Origin of the sequence: Terriglobus roseus, assembly GCF_900102185.1 — a bacterium.
Lineage (GTDB): Bacteria > Acidobacteriota > Terriglobia > Terriglobales > Acidobacteriaceae > Terriglobus > Terriglobus roseus_A.
This window is the reverse complement of record NZ_LT629690.1, coordinates 1798982-1812695: the sequence shown is the minus strand read 5'-3', so window position 1 is coordinate 1812695 and position 13714 is coordinate 1798982. Positions and strand designations below refer to the sequence as shown.

13 protein-coding genes are annotated in these 13714 nt (G+C 57.3%); 10 read left to right on the top strand and 3 right to left on the bottom strand.

Annotated features, from left to right (window positions below; translation table 11 throughout):
* The first annotated feature begins 42 nt into the window (after positions 1 to 42).
* Genes BLT38_RS07735 through BLT38_RS07725 form a run of 3 tightly spaced genes read left to right on the top strand, consistent with a single transcriptional unit; the run spans position 43 to position 2640 of the window.
* Positions 43 to 1431: an APC family permease gene (locus BLT38_RS07735; protein WP_083344652.1), complete on the top strand. Its 1389-nt coding sequence runs from the start codon at positions 43 to 45 to the stop codon at positions 1429 to 1431.
* 5 nt (positions 1432 to 1436) lie between these two features.
* Positions 1437 to 2201 carry a HipA family kinase gene (locus BLT38_RS07730; protein ID WP_083344651.1) on the top strand — a complete coding sequence of 255 codons (765 nt, stop codon included), beginning with the start codon at positions 1437 to 1439 and terminating at the stop codon, positions 2199 to 2201.
* Positions 2179 to 2640, top strand: coding sequence for a DUF3037 domain-containing protein (locus BLT38_RS07725; RefSeq protein ID WP_156785052.1), 462 nt, complete (start codon positions 2179 to 2181; stop codon positions 2638 to 2640). The genes BLT38_RS07730 and BLT38_RS07725 overlap by 23 nt, the downstream gene beginning before the upstream one ends.
* A gap of 32 nt (positions 2641 to 2672) precedes the next feature.
* On the opposite strand, the gene glgA is transcribed toward BLT38_RS07725, so the two are convergent.
* Positions 2673 to 4127 (bottom strand): glycogen synthase GlgA, encoded by a 1455-nt coding sequence (glgA, locus tag BLT38_RS07720; RefSeq protein ID WP_083344649.1) that lies wholly within the window; start codon positions 4125 to 4127, stop codon positions 2673 to 2675.
* A gap of 61 nt (positions 4128 to 4188) precedes the next feature.
* Here glgA and rsmA point away from each other — a divergent pair, with 61 nt between their 5' ends.
* Positions 4189 to 4977: a 16S rRNA (adenine(1518)-N(6)/adenine(1519)-N(6))-dimethyltransferase RsmA gene (rsmA, locus tag BLT38_RS07715; protein WP_083344648.1), complete on the top strand. Its 789-nt coding sequence runs from the start codon at positions 4189 to 4191 to the stop codon at positions 4975 to 4977.
* Position 4978: 1 nt separating this feature from the next.
* On the opposite strand, the gene BLT38_RS07710 is transcribed toward rsmA, so the two are convergent.
* Both BLT38_RS07710 and ruvC read right to left on the bottom strand, forming a co-directional pair.
* Positions 4979 to 5614, bottom strand: a complete 636-nt coding sequence (locus BLT38_RS07710; RefSeq protein WP_083344647.1) for a hypothetical protein — start codon at positions 5612 to 5614, stop codon at positions 4979 to 4981.
* Positions 5611 to 6117, bottom strand: coding sequence for a crossover junction endodeoxyribonuclease RuvC (gene ruvC / locus BLT38_RS07705; protein ID WP_083346982.1), 507 nt, complete (start codon positions 6115 to 6117; stop codon positions 5611 to 5613). Before ruvC ends, BLT38_RS07710 begins: the two co-directional genes overlap by 4 nt.
* Positions 6118 to 6309: 192 nt before the next feature.
* Between ruvC and BLT38_RS07700 the strand changes: the two genes are divergently transcribed.
* The 6 genes from BLT38_RS07700 to BLT38_RS07675 all read left to right on the top strand — a co-directional run bounded on the left by BLT38_RS07700 (position 6310) and on the right by BLT38_RS07675 (position 13713).
* Entirely contained in the window at positions 6310 to 7296 is a 987-nt protein-coding gene (locus BLT38_RS07700; RefSeq protein ID WP_083344646.1) for an acyl-CoA desaturase, read from the top strand.
* Between the two features lie 127 nt (positions 7297 to 7423).
* A complete protein-coding gene (locus tag BLT38_RS07695) occupies positions 7424 to 8848 on the top strand; it encodes a PP2C family protein-serine/threonine phosphatase (RefSeq protein ID WP_172838182.1) in 1425 nt (474 codons plus the stop codon).
* Positions 8845 to 9807, top strand: a complete 963-nt coding sequence (locus tag BLT38_RS07690; protein WP_083344644.1) for a sensor histidine kinase — start codon at positions 8845 to 8847, stop codon at positions 9805 to 9807. The genes BLT38_RS07695 and BLT38_RS07690 overlap by 4 nt, the downstream gene beginning before the upstream one ends.
* Positions 9804 to 10550: a response regulator transcription factor gene (locus BLT38_RS07685; protein WP_083344643.1), complete on the top strand. Its 747-nt coding sequence runs from the start codon at positions 9804 to 9806 to the stop codon at positions 10548 to 10550. Before BLT38_RS07690 ends, BLT38_RS07685 begins: the two co-directional genes overlap by 4 nt.
* Positions 10551 to 10643: 93 nt before the next feature.
* Positions 10644 to 13010: an LptF/LptG family permease gene (locus BLT38_RS07680; protein ID WP_083344642.1), complete on the top strand. Its 2367-nt coding sequence runs from the start codon at positions 10644 to 10646 to the stop codon at positions 13008 to 13010.
* Positions 13011 to 13029: 19 nt separating this feature from the next.
* Complete coding sequence (locus tag BLT38_RS07675) at positions 13030 to 13713, top strand: FKBP-type peptidyl-prolyl cis-trans isomerase (protein WP_083346981.1); 684 nt, start codon at positions 13030 to 13032, stop codon at positions 13711 to 13713.
* Position 13714: the final 1 nt, after the last annotated feature.

Here is a 13714-nt window from a genome sequence, read left to right as displayed (position 1 = left end):
TTTGGTGTGGAGCGCGGTGGATGCTAGGCTCGATTGCACCGCATGAACTCTGATCACGAACTTCCTCGCGTACTTGGCGCACGCCACGCAATGGCCCTGGTGGTGGGCATCATTATTGGCAGCGGCATCTTCCTGGTGCCGCGCGAAATGGTGGCTGCTGTCGGCAAGAGCAGCACGCTGTATGCGGTATGGATCGTGGGCGGTCTTCTGAGTTTATTTGGTGCGCTGACCTATGCGGAGATCTCCGCAGGGCGTCCTGCTTATGGCGGTGAGTATGCCTTCCTGCGCGAAGCCTATGGCGATCTGGTTGGCTTCCTGCACATGTGGACTTGGTGGACGATTGCGAAGCCTGCTTCGATTGCCACAGTCGTGAGTGGACTTACGCGAACACTGGCTACGTTTGCGATGTTTTCTTTCTTTGCGAATCCAGCTTTCCTTGGCATGAACTGGGGACAGGTTGCAGCGCTGGTAGCTCTTTGGCTTGTGACCGGACTGGATATTGTTGGCACTCGGAAGGCTGCGGATGTGCAGGCGGCGCTTACGCTGTTGAAGGTCGCGATCATTCTGGTGATTGGAGTGAGTTGCTTTGTCTTCTCCGGGCCTGTGGGGACGCTGCATAACTTTGCAACCGTGTTTGGCGGGGCGCGCGGCGGATTCGCTGGCTTTATGGTGGCGTTGATTGCGGCGCTGTGGGCATACGACGGATGGAGCGATGTGGCGACGCTGGCTGGCGAGGTGAAGAAGCCGCAGCGCGATCTGCCGGTGGCTTACATCGGCGGCATCCTTATCGTGGGTGCGCTGTACATGCTGACCAATGCGGCAATTCAGTATGTGTTGCCGGCATCTGCGCTGGCTGCTGCGGATAGGCCTGCAGTGGACGCGATCAGGACGGTGCTGGGTCAGCACGGCATTGCGTGGGGCGCGGCGCTGGTCAGCATTGGTATGGCCATCAGCATCACGGCGACGCTTGTTGGAACAACGCTTTCCGGTGCGCGCATTGGGTTTGCTGCATCGCGTGATGGATTGTTCTTTGCGCGTATTGCGAATGTGCATCCGCGCTATCAAACACCGGCGTTTGCGCTGGTGGTGCAGTCTGCCATTGGCTCGTTGCTGATCTTTGCCATTGGCAAGTTTCAGGCGCTGTTTTCGCTGGCGATCTTTGCGGAGTGGATTACATATGGGCTTGCGGTGAGTACGGTGTTTGTCTTCCGTAAACGTGATGCGATTTCAGGCCGCGCTCGTTTGTTCTCGACGCCGGGATATCCGGTGGTGCCGATTCTCTTTATCCTTGCGGCGATTGCATTGACCGTCTTTCAACTTGTGGACGATCCGAAGAACACTCTGCTTGGCTGCATCGTCATTCTGCTTGGCATTCCCCTATTCCGTTACTTTGAGCGGAAGAAGAATGCAGCGGCGCTCTCGATACACTAAGAAACATGCGGTCTGTTCTGGCAACACGGTATGTTCTTCCATTGCGTGAAGGCGGTTCACTGCCTGCGATTGTGGAGGCTGACGATCTTGGCATGTACGTCACCAAGTTTCGCGGTGCGGGCCAGGGATTGTTCGCCTTGACCGCTGAGATTATCGCCGGAGAGATTGGCCGCGCACTTGGCTTAAAGGTGCCGGAGATTGTGCTGGTGGAAGTTGATCCTGTGCTGGGTCGCAGCGATCCGGATGCTGAGATTCGTCACCTGCTGAAGGCAAGCGTAGGAACGAATGTGGGTTTGGATTATCTGCCGGGATCTACTGATTTTGTTGCAGCCGCTGGCGACAAGGTTTCTGCCCAGACCGCTTCCCTTGCCGTGTGGTTCGACAGCTTTGTTCAGAATGTCGATCGCACTCCGCGCAATCCGAATCTGTTGATGTGGCATCGCGAGTTGTACCTGATCGACCATGGTGCGGCGATGTATTTCCATCATCATTGGGAGACGATGCCGGGCAAAGCGCGGTCGCCGTTTCCGCAGATTGATCAGCATGTGCTGCTGCCGTTTGCCAGTGAGATTGTCGAGGCTGGTGTGGTGGCTCGTGAACGGCTAAATGAATCCGTACTGCGCGATATTCTCGCGCTGGTACCGGATGATTTCCTGGGTAGCGATGCCGAGGGTATTCGCGAAGCGTATCTTCGCTTCTTCGTGGAGCGACTGGAACACGCAGACATCTTTGAACAGGAGGCCATCCGTGCACGTGAACGTCAGCTTTGATTACGCCGTGCTGCGCGTGGTGCCACGCGTGGAGCGCGAAGAGTTTGTGAATGCGGGCGTGATCCTGTACAGCCAGGAGTTGCGATATCTTGCATGCTGCATCGGGCTGGATTTCGAGCGTCTGCGTGCCCTGGCCCCTGACGTGGATACAGAAGCGATTAAGCAACACCTGAACGCAGTCGTGCAGGTATGTTTGGGTGCTCCGGAAGGCGGACCGATGGCGAAGCTTTCGCAGCGCGAACGCTTTCATTGGTTAACTGCACCTCGAAGCACCATGCTGCAGACGTCAAGTATTCGTACCGGTATTTGTTCGCGTGAGGGTATGTCACACGACGCGCTGGATCAACGTCTGTTCGAGATCGCATCGACCGTATTGGTTCGAGGCATTTCCTCGCAGCGCTCAATATTTCGCTCATCAACAGAAAAGCCCACGTCCTAAAACAAGACGTGGGCTTGATGAAGTGATGTGGGTTAACTCCAGGTACGGTTTGCCACGACGCGCTCGTAGATCTTGGCGTATTCCTCGGCTGGCTTGTCCCAGGAGAAGTCTTCTTCCATGCCGCGTTTCATGATCTCTTCCCACTGTTCCTTGTTCTGGAAGGTGGCTAGTGCGCGACGGATAGCATCCAGGAAGTCCAGCGGGTTGTAACCGTGGAACTTGAACCCGTTGCCTTCGCCGTCGTGCTCTTCATAGACGGTGTCTTCCAGGCCGCCGGTGGAGCGAACAACTGGGACAGTGCCGTAGCGCAAGGAATACATCTGATTCAGGCCGCTGGGTTCATAGCGTGACGGCATGAGGAAGATGTCGCTGCCTGCCTCCACCTTGTGCGCCATGGTGTTGTCATATCGGACCTGCACACGCACCTTGTCTGGATAACGGAGTGCGAGTTCGCCGAGCAGGCGTTCGTAGTACTCCTCGCCTGTGCCGAGTGCTAGAAGAACAATGTCGTCCTGCACCAGATCGTGGATGATGGCTGCAAGAAGATCAAAGCCCTTCTGCGTGGCGAAGCGAGAAACGATGCCAAGCACTGCGGTCTTATCGTCTACTCCATCCATGCCAAAGGCATGAAGCAGGTCGCGGCGGCACTCTTTCTTGCCTTTGAGATTGTCCGCCGAATAATGTGCGGCAATGTGTTTGTCCTGCGCGGGGTCCCACTCCTCGTAATCCACGCCATTCAGGATGCCGAACAGATCTGCGCTGCGGCGGCGGAAGATCGCATCGAGCCCGTTGCCAAATTCGCTGGTCTGAATCTCTTCCGCGTAGCGGCGGCTGACGGTTGTGAGTGCGTCGGCATAGACCAAGCCGCCCTTGAGCAGGTTTACTTGGTCGTACATTTCCAGCTTGTCCATGGTGAACATGTCCCATGGGAGCAACAGGCGCGGCATGATGCTTGATGGGAACCAGCCCTGGTATCCCGCGTTGTGAATGGTGAAGACGCATGGCACGCGGCGCAGAACGGGGTCAAAGAAATAAATGGACCGCAGGAAGATGGGGATGAGCGCGGCTTGCCAGTCGTGTGCGTGGAAGACGTCGGGCACACCGAGAATCTTGCTTGCTTCAATGACGGCGCGGCTGAAGAGGCCGAAGCGTTCCCAGTTGTCGGGATAGTCGCCGCTGGGGGTGGCGTAAAAGTTTTCGCGGTCAAACATCTCCGGGCAGTCGATGAAATAAATCTGCACGCCCTCATGTACACCGCCATCCAGTACACGCGCGTAACGCTGGTAGTACGTGTACGGCATGGTGAGACTGGGGATGACTACGGGCAGGTCTGACAGCTTTTTCGCCACCTGCCGGTAATACGGCACGAAGGTGGTGACACGATGTCCCATACGTACCAGCACGGGCGGCAATGCGCCCACCACGTCCGCCAGGCCGCCGGTCTTGGCCCAGGGTACACACTCCGATGCTGCAAATACGATGTGCATCTACACTCCTGCTTCCATGCTCCACGTTACCCTAACGAGAGGAGCACGCACACCGTATCAGATGCAGCAACGCAAACCAAAGCTCGGACAAAACTTTCTGGTGGACGATAACGCCCGGCATCGCATTGCGGATGCACTGGGTGATGTGTCCACGCGCACGGTCATTGAGATTGGCCCAGGACACGGCGCCATCACCACGATTCTGGCTGAACGAGCGAAAAAGCTGACCTGCATTGAGCTGGATCGGTCGCTGGTCCCGGAACTGCGCTTCAAGTTTCGCAATCATCCGAACGTGGAGATTGTTGAAGCGGACATTCTGGAGACGGACATCACCGCGCTGGTTCCGGCAGGCGAAAAAGCGTTGGTCATTGGCAATCTGCCGTACTACATCACCAGCGACATTTTGCTGCATCTGTGCGCGCATGAAGCTGCCATGGAACTGGCCGTGGTGATGATGCAGCGCGAAGTGGCTGATCGTGTGGCCGCAGAGCCGGGTAATCGTGACTTTGGGCTGTTGTCTGCCACAGTACAGATGCATGCGGAGGTGGCCAATGTGTTCACGCTGCCGCCGGGTGCGTTTGATCCTCCGCCGGATGTGTACTCCACGGTGTTGCGGATGCGCTTTGCGCCGCGCTTTGTGGAATTGGGCATTACGGATGCCGCCGGGTTTGATCGTTTTTTGAAGCTTTGCTTCCAGCAGAAGCGCAAGACGCTGAACAACAATCTGCGTGCCGCTGGATATACCTCAGAGCAGATTGCAGAGGCATGTGGTGCTGCGGAGATTGAGCCTTCTGCGAGGGCCGAGGCGTTGCCGCTGGATCGCTTCGCCGCGCTTTATCGCGCCATCTGACTTACTTAGCAGCTTCCTGGGTGGCCAGAGTCAAAAGACTCTGTGCGTTGGCGCGTACGCGATCCATTAGCGCGTCATCTTCCACCAGTCGTTGGAGCGTTGGCTGGATCGCAATGACTTCGACTGCGCGATGCTCTTTTACATCGGCTACGAGGCGGTGCATGACTGCGTCCAGGCCGAGGCGGTCGTAGCGATGCAGGCGATCTAGCTCGACTCCGGTCTGGATCGTGTTGGCCAGGGCCATGATGTAGTCAGTGGACTGGCCGAGCGCCTTATTGTCAGTGAAATTGAAGCTGCAATGGACTTCGGAGGCACCGCTGGGCCAATAGGTGACGTCTTTCTGGCCCATATTCGCAATTCCCTTGCTCTTGGTTTCGCAGGGTTGCATGTTGTTCGACTGGCCAAGGAGCCAGCCGAGCTTTTCGCGTCCTGAGGCTGACACACGGAAACTGACGAGTCCGGGGTCTACTCCTTTGATCGGCTTGCCGGTGTACTGCGCTTCGCCCTGCTCGGGGATCATGATCTTCCAATGCGGCACGGTCAGGCCGTCACGGTCATAGGTCATGGTGACGCTGTAGGTCGACTGTCCGTGCAGCGGCAAGGCAAACAAGAGTGTTGCAAGGAACAATCGCTTCATCGGACTCCGACACCCATCTGTGTCTGGGCAGTATGAACATGGCAGATAGCAATGGCCAGAGCGTCCGCAGCATCGGCGGGTTCTGGCGCTTTTTCAAGGTCCAGCAAGCGCGCCACCATGAACTGTACTTGTTCCTTGGCGGCCAGTCCGTAGCCCACAACAGCGGACTTGATGGACAGTGGTGCGTATTCGCTGACGGAAAGTCCGCAGGATGCTGCCGCCAGCATGGCGACGCCGCGCACATGGCCCAGTTTCAGCGCGCTTTTGGCATTTGCGGCGAAAAAGACGTCTTCAATGGCGACACAATCAGGCTGATACGCCGTCAGCAGGCCTGTTAACTCGACGTATACCTGCTGCAGCCGCAGCGGTGTGCGCTCTTTTTTATTCAGGCGGATGGCCCCGGCGGCCACTGGCACAAGACGGCGTTCGCGCGGTGTTTCCTCCACCTGGACAACCCCCCAGCCGGTGTATTCCGTGCCGCAATCGATGCCGAAAACCCGCATGGTGACGAGTGTATCGTTAGCAGGCCGTGAACGGCGACGGGAGGTGGTCGAGTCGATAACCGGCCCCGTAAAGCCCTGAGTTTTCATGTACCAGGGCCCTGACAGAACTCTTACACACGGGAGGGTCCCCTTCGCGATAGGGTCAATGGTGTAGAGCGGAACCAGAAACCTTCCGCCGGAAAGCAGAGCAGAATGTCACCAGTTGTTGACCAGGTTGAGCAGAACACATCTACAGCAACACCCGCCGACCAGCCCGCGCGCCACGTTGCGGCCGCCGTTGCACAGCGCGAAAAGGTGAAGCAGGACCTGCGCATGGGGCGTGAGCACCAGCAGGGACGCATCAACTGGATCACGACCATTGCGTTCAGCATCTTCCACGTGCTGGGTTTTGCTGCCCTGTTCTTCTGGTCGTGGAAGTATGTCATCTGCGCTGCGGTCATGTACTTCCTTGCGATCAATGTGGGCATCGGTATGACCTACCATCGCCTGCTGACGCACCGCGGCTACCGCGTTCCCCGCTGGCTTGAGATTGCCCTGACCACCTGCGGCACCATGGCGCTGGAAGGCGGACCGATTTTCTGGGTGGCCACGCACCGCGTTCATCATCAGCACAGCGACCACGACGGCGATCCGCATACGCCGAACGATGGCACCTTCTGGGCTCATATCGGCTGGATCATCACCGGCCGCGCCCTGCATAGCGAGACCGCCCTGCTGGGTCGCTACGCTCCTGACCTTACCCGCGACCCCGCGCAGCGCTGGCTGAGCAAGTATCACTGGCTGCCGCTGACCGTTGCTGGTTTCATCCAGATGGGCATTGGCTACTGGATGGGTGGCGTTCACGACATGCTGGGCATGGTTCTGTGGGGTACCTTCCTGCGCGTTTGCATCGGCGTTCACGCCACCTGGCTGGTGAACTCCGCGACGCACATGTTTGGTGGTCGCCGCTTTGAGACGAAGGACGACTCACGCAATAGCTGGTGGGTTGCCATTCTGACCGGTGGCGAAGGCTGGCACAACAACCACCATGCGCATCCAGTGAGCGTTCGTCACGGCCTGGTGTGGTACGAGTTCGACCCCAACTACTACGGCATCTGGCTCCTGGAGAAGATTGGCCTGGCGAAGAAGGTCCAGGTTGCCAAGTGGGATCCGAAGAACCCGAAACCGGCTGGCGCATAACCCTATCCACAAACAACATCAAAAGGCGCGACGTTGCTCAACGTCGCGCCTTTCTCTTGCACACGGGAGTATCTGTCGCCTGATGCTCCGGTAGATAATGGCTATCGGGACGGGGGCCGCACAACGAATGCTGATTGCTGCAGTGCCCAGAGTGCAGATCCCTGTTGAAGAGGCCCTACGCCTCTTCAATTACGACCAGGTATTTCTAAGCCTGGGTACGGTCATCACATTCGCAGGGCTGGTCGCCGCAGTAGTGTGCATCCTGCGCCGCAAGGCAGACCCGCTGTTGTTGTGGTTTGCGCTGTTTTCCATTCTCTATGGCGTACGACTCGTCGTCCGTCACCAGCCGACGTGGCAACTGCACTCACAATCTCGGCTTGTTCTATGGCTGACCATTGGCCTTGGCTATCTTGTACCGATTCCGGCGTATCTCTTTTTCAAAGAGTTGAACCTCTTCCATCGAATTGGACGGATCTTGCTCTATGCGGTGGCACCGATCCTCATCGTGCTGTCGTTGCTCACGCTGGTTACCGGCCCCCACTACCAGATAGCAAACATCTACACCTTTGTCGTGTCGATCTCGCTGATAGTGGCTGCCGTGGAACTGGCGCTGGATCGATCGGTATCGCGAGAGACGCGCCTGATTCAGCAGGGCCTGATCCTGTTCATCGTTGGCGCGTTGTATGAAAACCTTGCGGACTTCGTCCATACCATCCCGTATTTCAACGTAGAGCCGTTCGCATTCCTCGTGCTGCTCGTAGTGCTTGGGACAGTCGCCGCCCGTCGGACACTTGCACGGGAACAGCAGCTGCGCACGATTGAGAATGAACTCGATATTGCGCAGCGTATTCAACGCTCAATTCTTCCCACAGCGTCGCCAGTTTCCGACTTCTTCGAGGTGGCTGCGCAATACCAGCCGATGACTGCCGTGGCGGGCGACTTTTACGAATACATCTCACTCCGTAACGAAGAGGTTGCCCTATTCATCGCCGATGTCTCAGGTCATGGGGTTCCAGCAGCTCTCATTGCATCCATGGTGAAGGCGGTTGCGGCCTCTCTGCGCGCAGTTGCAGATGATCCTGCGGAAGTGTTGCGACGGATGAATGGAAGCCTCTGTGGCAATGTTCAGGGACAGTTCGTCACCGCTGCGTATGTCTATCTGAATAGCGAATCCGGCGAACTGCGTTACAGTGCTGCTGCTCATCCGCCCATGCTGTGGCTGCGGGAAAACACGATACTGCCCATCGAAGAAAATGGCCTCCTTCTGGGTGCGTTTGGCTTTGCTGAATACACAACCAGGACACTTCCCCTGCGACATGGTGACCGCATCCTGTTGTATACGGATGGCATGCTGGAAGCAGAGAGTACCGCAGGGGAAGAGTTCGGGGTGGAGCGCCTGGCATCTCTCCTGAGAGATAATCGTGACCTCTCCGCGGAGGAGTGTGCTCGCAGCATGATGAAGACGGTGATGCAATGGTCGGCTGCCCAATCCGATGATCTGACGGTGATGGTCTGCGATTACCGCAATGAGTTTGCAGGAGCCGCTGCATGAATATCACCCGCAGACGCGGCACCATTGCCTTCTTCATCACGCTGGGTATCTGCCTGGTGGGATTGGCGGTTGCCCTCAACGTTGGTTGGATCATCCTCAACGTGACGGAACGCCGGGTTGCGTTGCTGGTGATAGGCATCCTGTTCTTTGCCGTCATCATTGCTGGCCTTGTTCTGAACACGATCTTTCTGGTGCGCGAAATCCGCCGCAATGAACGCCAGGACAGCTTTTTGAACGCCGTGACTCATGAGCTGAAGACACCGATTGCCTCCATCCGGCTTTATCTGGATACGTTGCAGCGGCGTCCGCTGGAGGAGTCACAACGGCAGGAGTTCTATAGCCGCATCCGCGAGGATAATGATCGCCTGCTGGCTACGGTGGAGCAGATTCTGCGTGCGGGCGAGGCTGGCGCCAAAGGCGTAAAGCGCAACCTGAGGGCTCGATTGCCGGTAGATCTGAGAGCGTTGGCGCAAACCTGCCTTGAGGAGACTGTCCGGCGGCATCACCTATCGCCGGACGCGGTGCAGTTTGAGGATCGCGCCGTGGGGAAACAGATTCAGGTTTTGGGCGATGCGGACGCGTTGCGCACTGCCATCTTGAACATCCTGGATAACGCGGTGAAGTACTCCCCCAACGGCGTTCACATCACAGCCGAACTGGGTACGCCGCGCTTCAATACCGCGACACTACGCATTACGGATCAGGGTGTAGGGATTGCGGCTGCGCACATTGGGCGTATCTTTCATCGCTTCTATCGGGTGGGCGGCGTGTCGCTCTCCAAGGTGAAAGGCACGGGACTGGGTTTGTTTATTGTTCGTTCCATTGCGCGGCAACATGGCGGTGATGCAACGGCCCAAAGCCACGGTGAAGGTCGCGGTGTGACGATTACGCTACAGCTTCCCTTGATCACAACCGCGGGCCTGAAGACCGAGCCTGCACCGGAGGAAGCGACTGCATGAGTGAAGCTCCGCTGATTGCACTGGTGGAGGACGAAGAGCATCTGGCTGAAGCCCTGCTCTTTAACCTGAAGCTGGAAGGCTATCGCACACATCACGAAGCCGATGGTGAAGCTGCATTGAACTGGCTGATGCACGCGCCGGAACGCCCCGCCGCGGTGCTGCTGGACGTTATGCTGCCCGGCATGGACGGCTTTGAGATTGCCCGGCAACTGCGGGCTGCGGACAACTACGTCCCCATCCTGATGTTGACCGCCCGTGACCGTCCGGAGGATGTTCTGGAGGGTTTTTCGGCTGGCGCGGATGACTATCTGAACAAGCCGTTTGACCTGTCGATTCTGCTGGCGCGCCTGAACAGCCTGTTGCGACGGATGCAGTGGCAGGAACGATCGGCTCCTCCCGCAGCCGAAGTCGAGCCAGAACCGATTCGAAATATCTATGAGTTTGAGGGCAAGGTCATCGACTTTGACACGCTCGAAATCCGCGCTGGGGACAAGGTCACCCGCCTTACGCTGATGGAGGCAGACCTGCTGCGGTATTTGCTGGGACGGGAGGGCCGCGTGGTGTCGCGCAAGGAGATTCTGGAAGAGGTTTGGCGCGTCCGCGAGGACACGGATACCCGCGCCATTGATAACTTCATTGTCCGGCTGCGGCGCTATCTGGAAGACGATCCCGTTAAGCCGAAACATCTGTTGACGGTGCGCGGTGTCGGTTACCGGTTTGTTGTAGGCGATGGGGCGGCGTAATCGACTGAAAATCGAAGATTTTGCGAACCTCAGGCGATGTCCACAGCGTCAAATTACTAAACTGGTACGGATGCTAGAGGCGGCGCTGAAATTGTGCGGATTCTAACGAAATACATTCTGCGCGAGGTGCTGTCGCATGCCCTGCTGGGCGGCGTGCTTTTCACGTTTGTGCTGTTCATGCGCGACCTGGGGCACATCCTTGAACTGCTGGTGCGCGGTTCGGCATCGCTTCAAGCCGTGGCGGACGTTTTCTTCTACACGCTGCCCACCACGCTTATCCTGACGATTCCGATGACGGTGTTGGTCGGTATCCTGCTTGGCCTGTCGCGCCTTTCTGCGGATAGCGAAATCACCGCCATGCGAGCGGCGGGCGTCGGTGTACTGCACTTTGTCGGGATTGTGTCTATCGCGGCCAGCATTGGCCTTGGGATCGGACTGTTCAATTCGCTTTATGTGGCGCCTCGTTCGGCTGCGGCTTTGCTGCGGTTGGAAGACAGCCTGAAGACGCAGCAGGCCGGCTTTGAAGTGCAGCCGCGCGTCTTCTACGAAGACTTCAAAAACTACGTGCTCTATGTCCAGAACACGCGCCCAGGTCAGGGTGCGTCGCTGTGGCAGCATGTGTTTCTTGCCGATCTGACGAATCCGGCAACACCGCGCATCACCACGGCGGAAGATGCGGTTGTGCTGCCTGCTCCCGGCAACGAATTGCGTCTGCACTTCCGTGACGGTACCAAGCACGAAACATCACCGAAAGATCCAAACCAATACGACATCTCGACGTTTACTGAAACAGATACCCCCATCCAGATTGGCTCGCAAGAAGACCTGAAGCTGGGTCATGCGGATACTCCGCTGGTTGCCATGTCTGCTACGGAGCTATGGCAGCGTCGTCATGAAGAACAGGGCCGCACCTACATGATCGAGTGGAACAAGCGCCTGTCGTATCCAGTGGCTTGCATTGTTCTCATGTTGGTTGGTGTGCCGCTAGGCTTGTCGTCACGGCGCGGCGGTAAGAGTACCGGCTTCGTACTTACGGTGGCTCTCGTCTTTGTCTATTACTTCTTTTCGTCCATCGGTGTTGCCATGGCGAAGCAGGGGAAGATTGCACCTGTAGTCGGCGTGTGGGCCGCGAATGTGGTCTTCGCCACGGTTGGCATAGTTCTCCTGCGGCAGATGTCGCGCGGAGAGACGGGACTGATCGCCACCATGGCGCGTGGACTCGCTCCGGTGGGTGTCTGGATTGAACGTCGTCTACCGAAACGCATGCGGAGCGTGCACGTCGCACCAGCGGATGAGAGCGGTGAACACCGTGCCGCAACGACCGTTCATCGTCCCACGCGGCAAAGCCGCTTCCCGCTTATCTTTGACGACTACATGATGCGGCAGTTCCTCACCACGTTTGGGTTGGTGCTGTCGTCGTTCATCATGCTCTCGCTGATCTTCAGCTTCTTCGAATTGATTGGGGACATCTTCCGCAATCGCACACCACTGATCACCGTGGGCGATTACCTGCTGAATCTGATCCCCTACATGCTGTACAACCTGACGCCGCTCTGCGCTCTGCTGGCGGTATTGATTACGGTTGGTGCGCTCAGCCGCTCCAGTGAACTGACTGCGATGAAGGCCAGTGGAGTCAGCCTGTATCGACTGATCATTCCGTTACTGGCGCTTGCTGCCATCCTGGCTGTGTCGCTATTTACGTTTGACGAGCTTTACCTGCCACAGGCAAATCGGCGTCAGGAAGCATTACGTTCTGTGATCAAAGGCAAGCCTGCGCAGACCTTCCTTCGACCCGATCGCAAATGGATCAGCGGCCAACAGGATTCCGTAGGCGAACCCACGCGTATTTTCTATTACCAGTTCTTCGATCCAGACAAAGACGTTTTTGCCAACCTGACAGTTTTTGAGTTTGAGCCGAACAGTTTCCACCTGAGTCGTCGTATCTTTGCGGGCGCTGCCCACTGGGATAATCATGCGCAGCGATGGGTGCTTGAGAACGGCTGGGAGAGAAATTTCCACGGCGACAGCGTCGCTTCTTACGAGCCATTTGATGTGGCATCGTTCCCTGAGATACGCGAGCAGCCTGTGTACTTCAAGAAGGACAACCGCCAGTCGCAGGAGATGAGCTTCGGCGAATTGAATAACTACATTAACGATCTGCAGCAGAGCGGTTTCGACACGATGCGTTTGCGCGTTCAGTTGAATCGCAAACTCGCGTATCCGCTGATCACGCTTGTTATGGCAATCTTTGCTGTGCCGTTTGCGCTCACCATGGGTAAACGTGGCTCGCTTGCAGGTTTTGCAACAGCCATCGGTATGGCGATTGCGTACCAGGTGGTTGCGTCCATCTTTGAAGCCATGGGCAACGTGAATGCGCTGCCGCCTGTGATTGCCGCGTGGTCGCCGGACCTGCTCTTTGGCATGGCTGGTGGATACCTGCTGCTGAAAGCGCAGACGTAGAATGGATTCGAGGAACACGATGCGAGCACTGGCAGCAGCACTGATCGTCAGCACCACGCTGGCGGCACAAACCACCACCACAAAGAAGCCTGCAACAACGGCTGCGAAAAGCGCCACGGCTCCACAGAAACTGAGACCGACTTCACCGACACGTCCTATGCCAGCAGATCCTAAAGCTAACGAAGGCGTCGCCGCCGTGGGCACCATGCCCGCCGCGACCGGCACACCCGCTCAATTGTTTTCCATGCGTTTCATTGACCTGAAGGTTGGTGATGGCGAAGAAGCTCGCCCCTCCATGCCACCCGACAAGGTGGTCTTCTACACCGTGCATTACACCGGCTGGACCACTGACGGCACCAAGTTCGATTCTTCTGTTGATCGCGGTGAACCCATCGTTTTCCCGATTGGTTTGAAGCGTGTCATCACCGGATGGGACACAGGTTTTGAGGGAATGCGTGTAGGCGGCAAGCGTCGCCTGATTATTCCGTGGCAGCTTGCGTACGGCGCTGCAGGCCATCCGCCGGTCATTCCTGAGAAGGCTGACCTTGTCTTTGACATTGAGCTTGTGGGCCAGGGCAATACACCACAGCCTGTTACGGGAACGCACTTTGAAGAGCCCGCTGCAGGTCCCACGATTCCACCCGCGGCAAGCCAAACACCTGCTGCAAAGCCTGCCGAACGTCCTGAGGAGCGCCACGAGTAAC

Excerpts from the sequence above, each read along its gene's own strand:
- BLT38_RS07735 (WP_083344652.1), top strand. The coding sequence starts at position 43 with ATGAACTCTGATCACGAACTTCCTCGCGTACTTGGCGCACGCCACGCA.
- BLT38_RS07730 (WP_083344651.1), top strand. The coding sequence starts at position 1,437 with ATGCGGTCTGTTCTGGCAACACGGTATGTTCTTCCATTGCGTGAAGGC.
- glgA (WP_083344649.1), bottom strand. The coding sequence starts at position 4,127 with ATGCACATCGTATTTGCAGCATCGGAGTGTGTACCCTGGGCCAAGACC.
- rsmA (WP_083344648.1), top strand. The coding sequence starts at position 4,189 with ATGCAGCAACGCAAACCAAAGCTCGGACAAAACTTTCTGGTGGACGAT.
- BLT38_RS07710 (WP_083344647.1), bottom strand. The coding sequence starts at position 5,614 with ATGAAGCGATTGTTCCTTGCAACACTCTTGTTTGCCTTGCCGCTGCAC.
- ruvC (WP_083346982.1), bottom strand. The coding sequence starts at position 6,117 with ATGCGGGTTTTCGGCATCGATTGCGGCACGGAATACACCGGCTGGGGG.
- BLT38_RS07700 (WP_083344646.1), top strand. The coding sequence starts at position 6,310 with ATGTCACCAGTTGTTGACCAGGTTGAGCAGAACACATCTACAGCAACA.
- BLT38_RS07695 (WP_172838182.1), top strand. The coding sequence starts at position 7,424 with ATGCTGATTGCTGCAGTGCCCAGAGTGCAGATCCCTGTTGAAGAGGCC.
- BLT38_RS07690 (WP_083344644.1), top strand. The coding sequence starts at position 8,845 with ATGAATATCACCCGCAGACGCGGCACCATTGCCTTCTTCATCACGCTG.
- BLT38_RS07685 (WP_083344643.1), top strand. The coding sequence starts at position 9,804 with ATGAGTGAAGCTCCGCTGATTGCACTGGTGGAGGACGAAGAGCATCTG.
- BLT38_RS07675 (WP_083346981.1), top strand. The coding sequence starts at position 13,030 with ATGCGAGCACTGGCAGCAGCACTGATCGTCAGCACCACGCTGGCGGCA.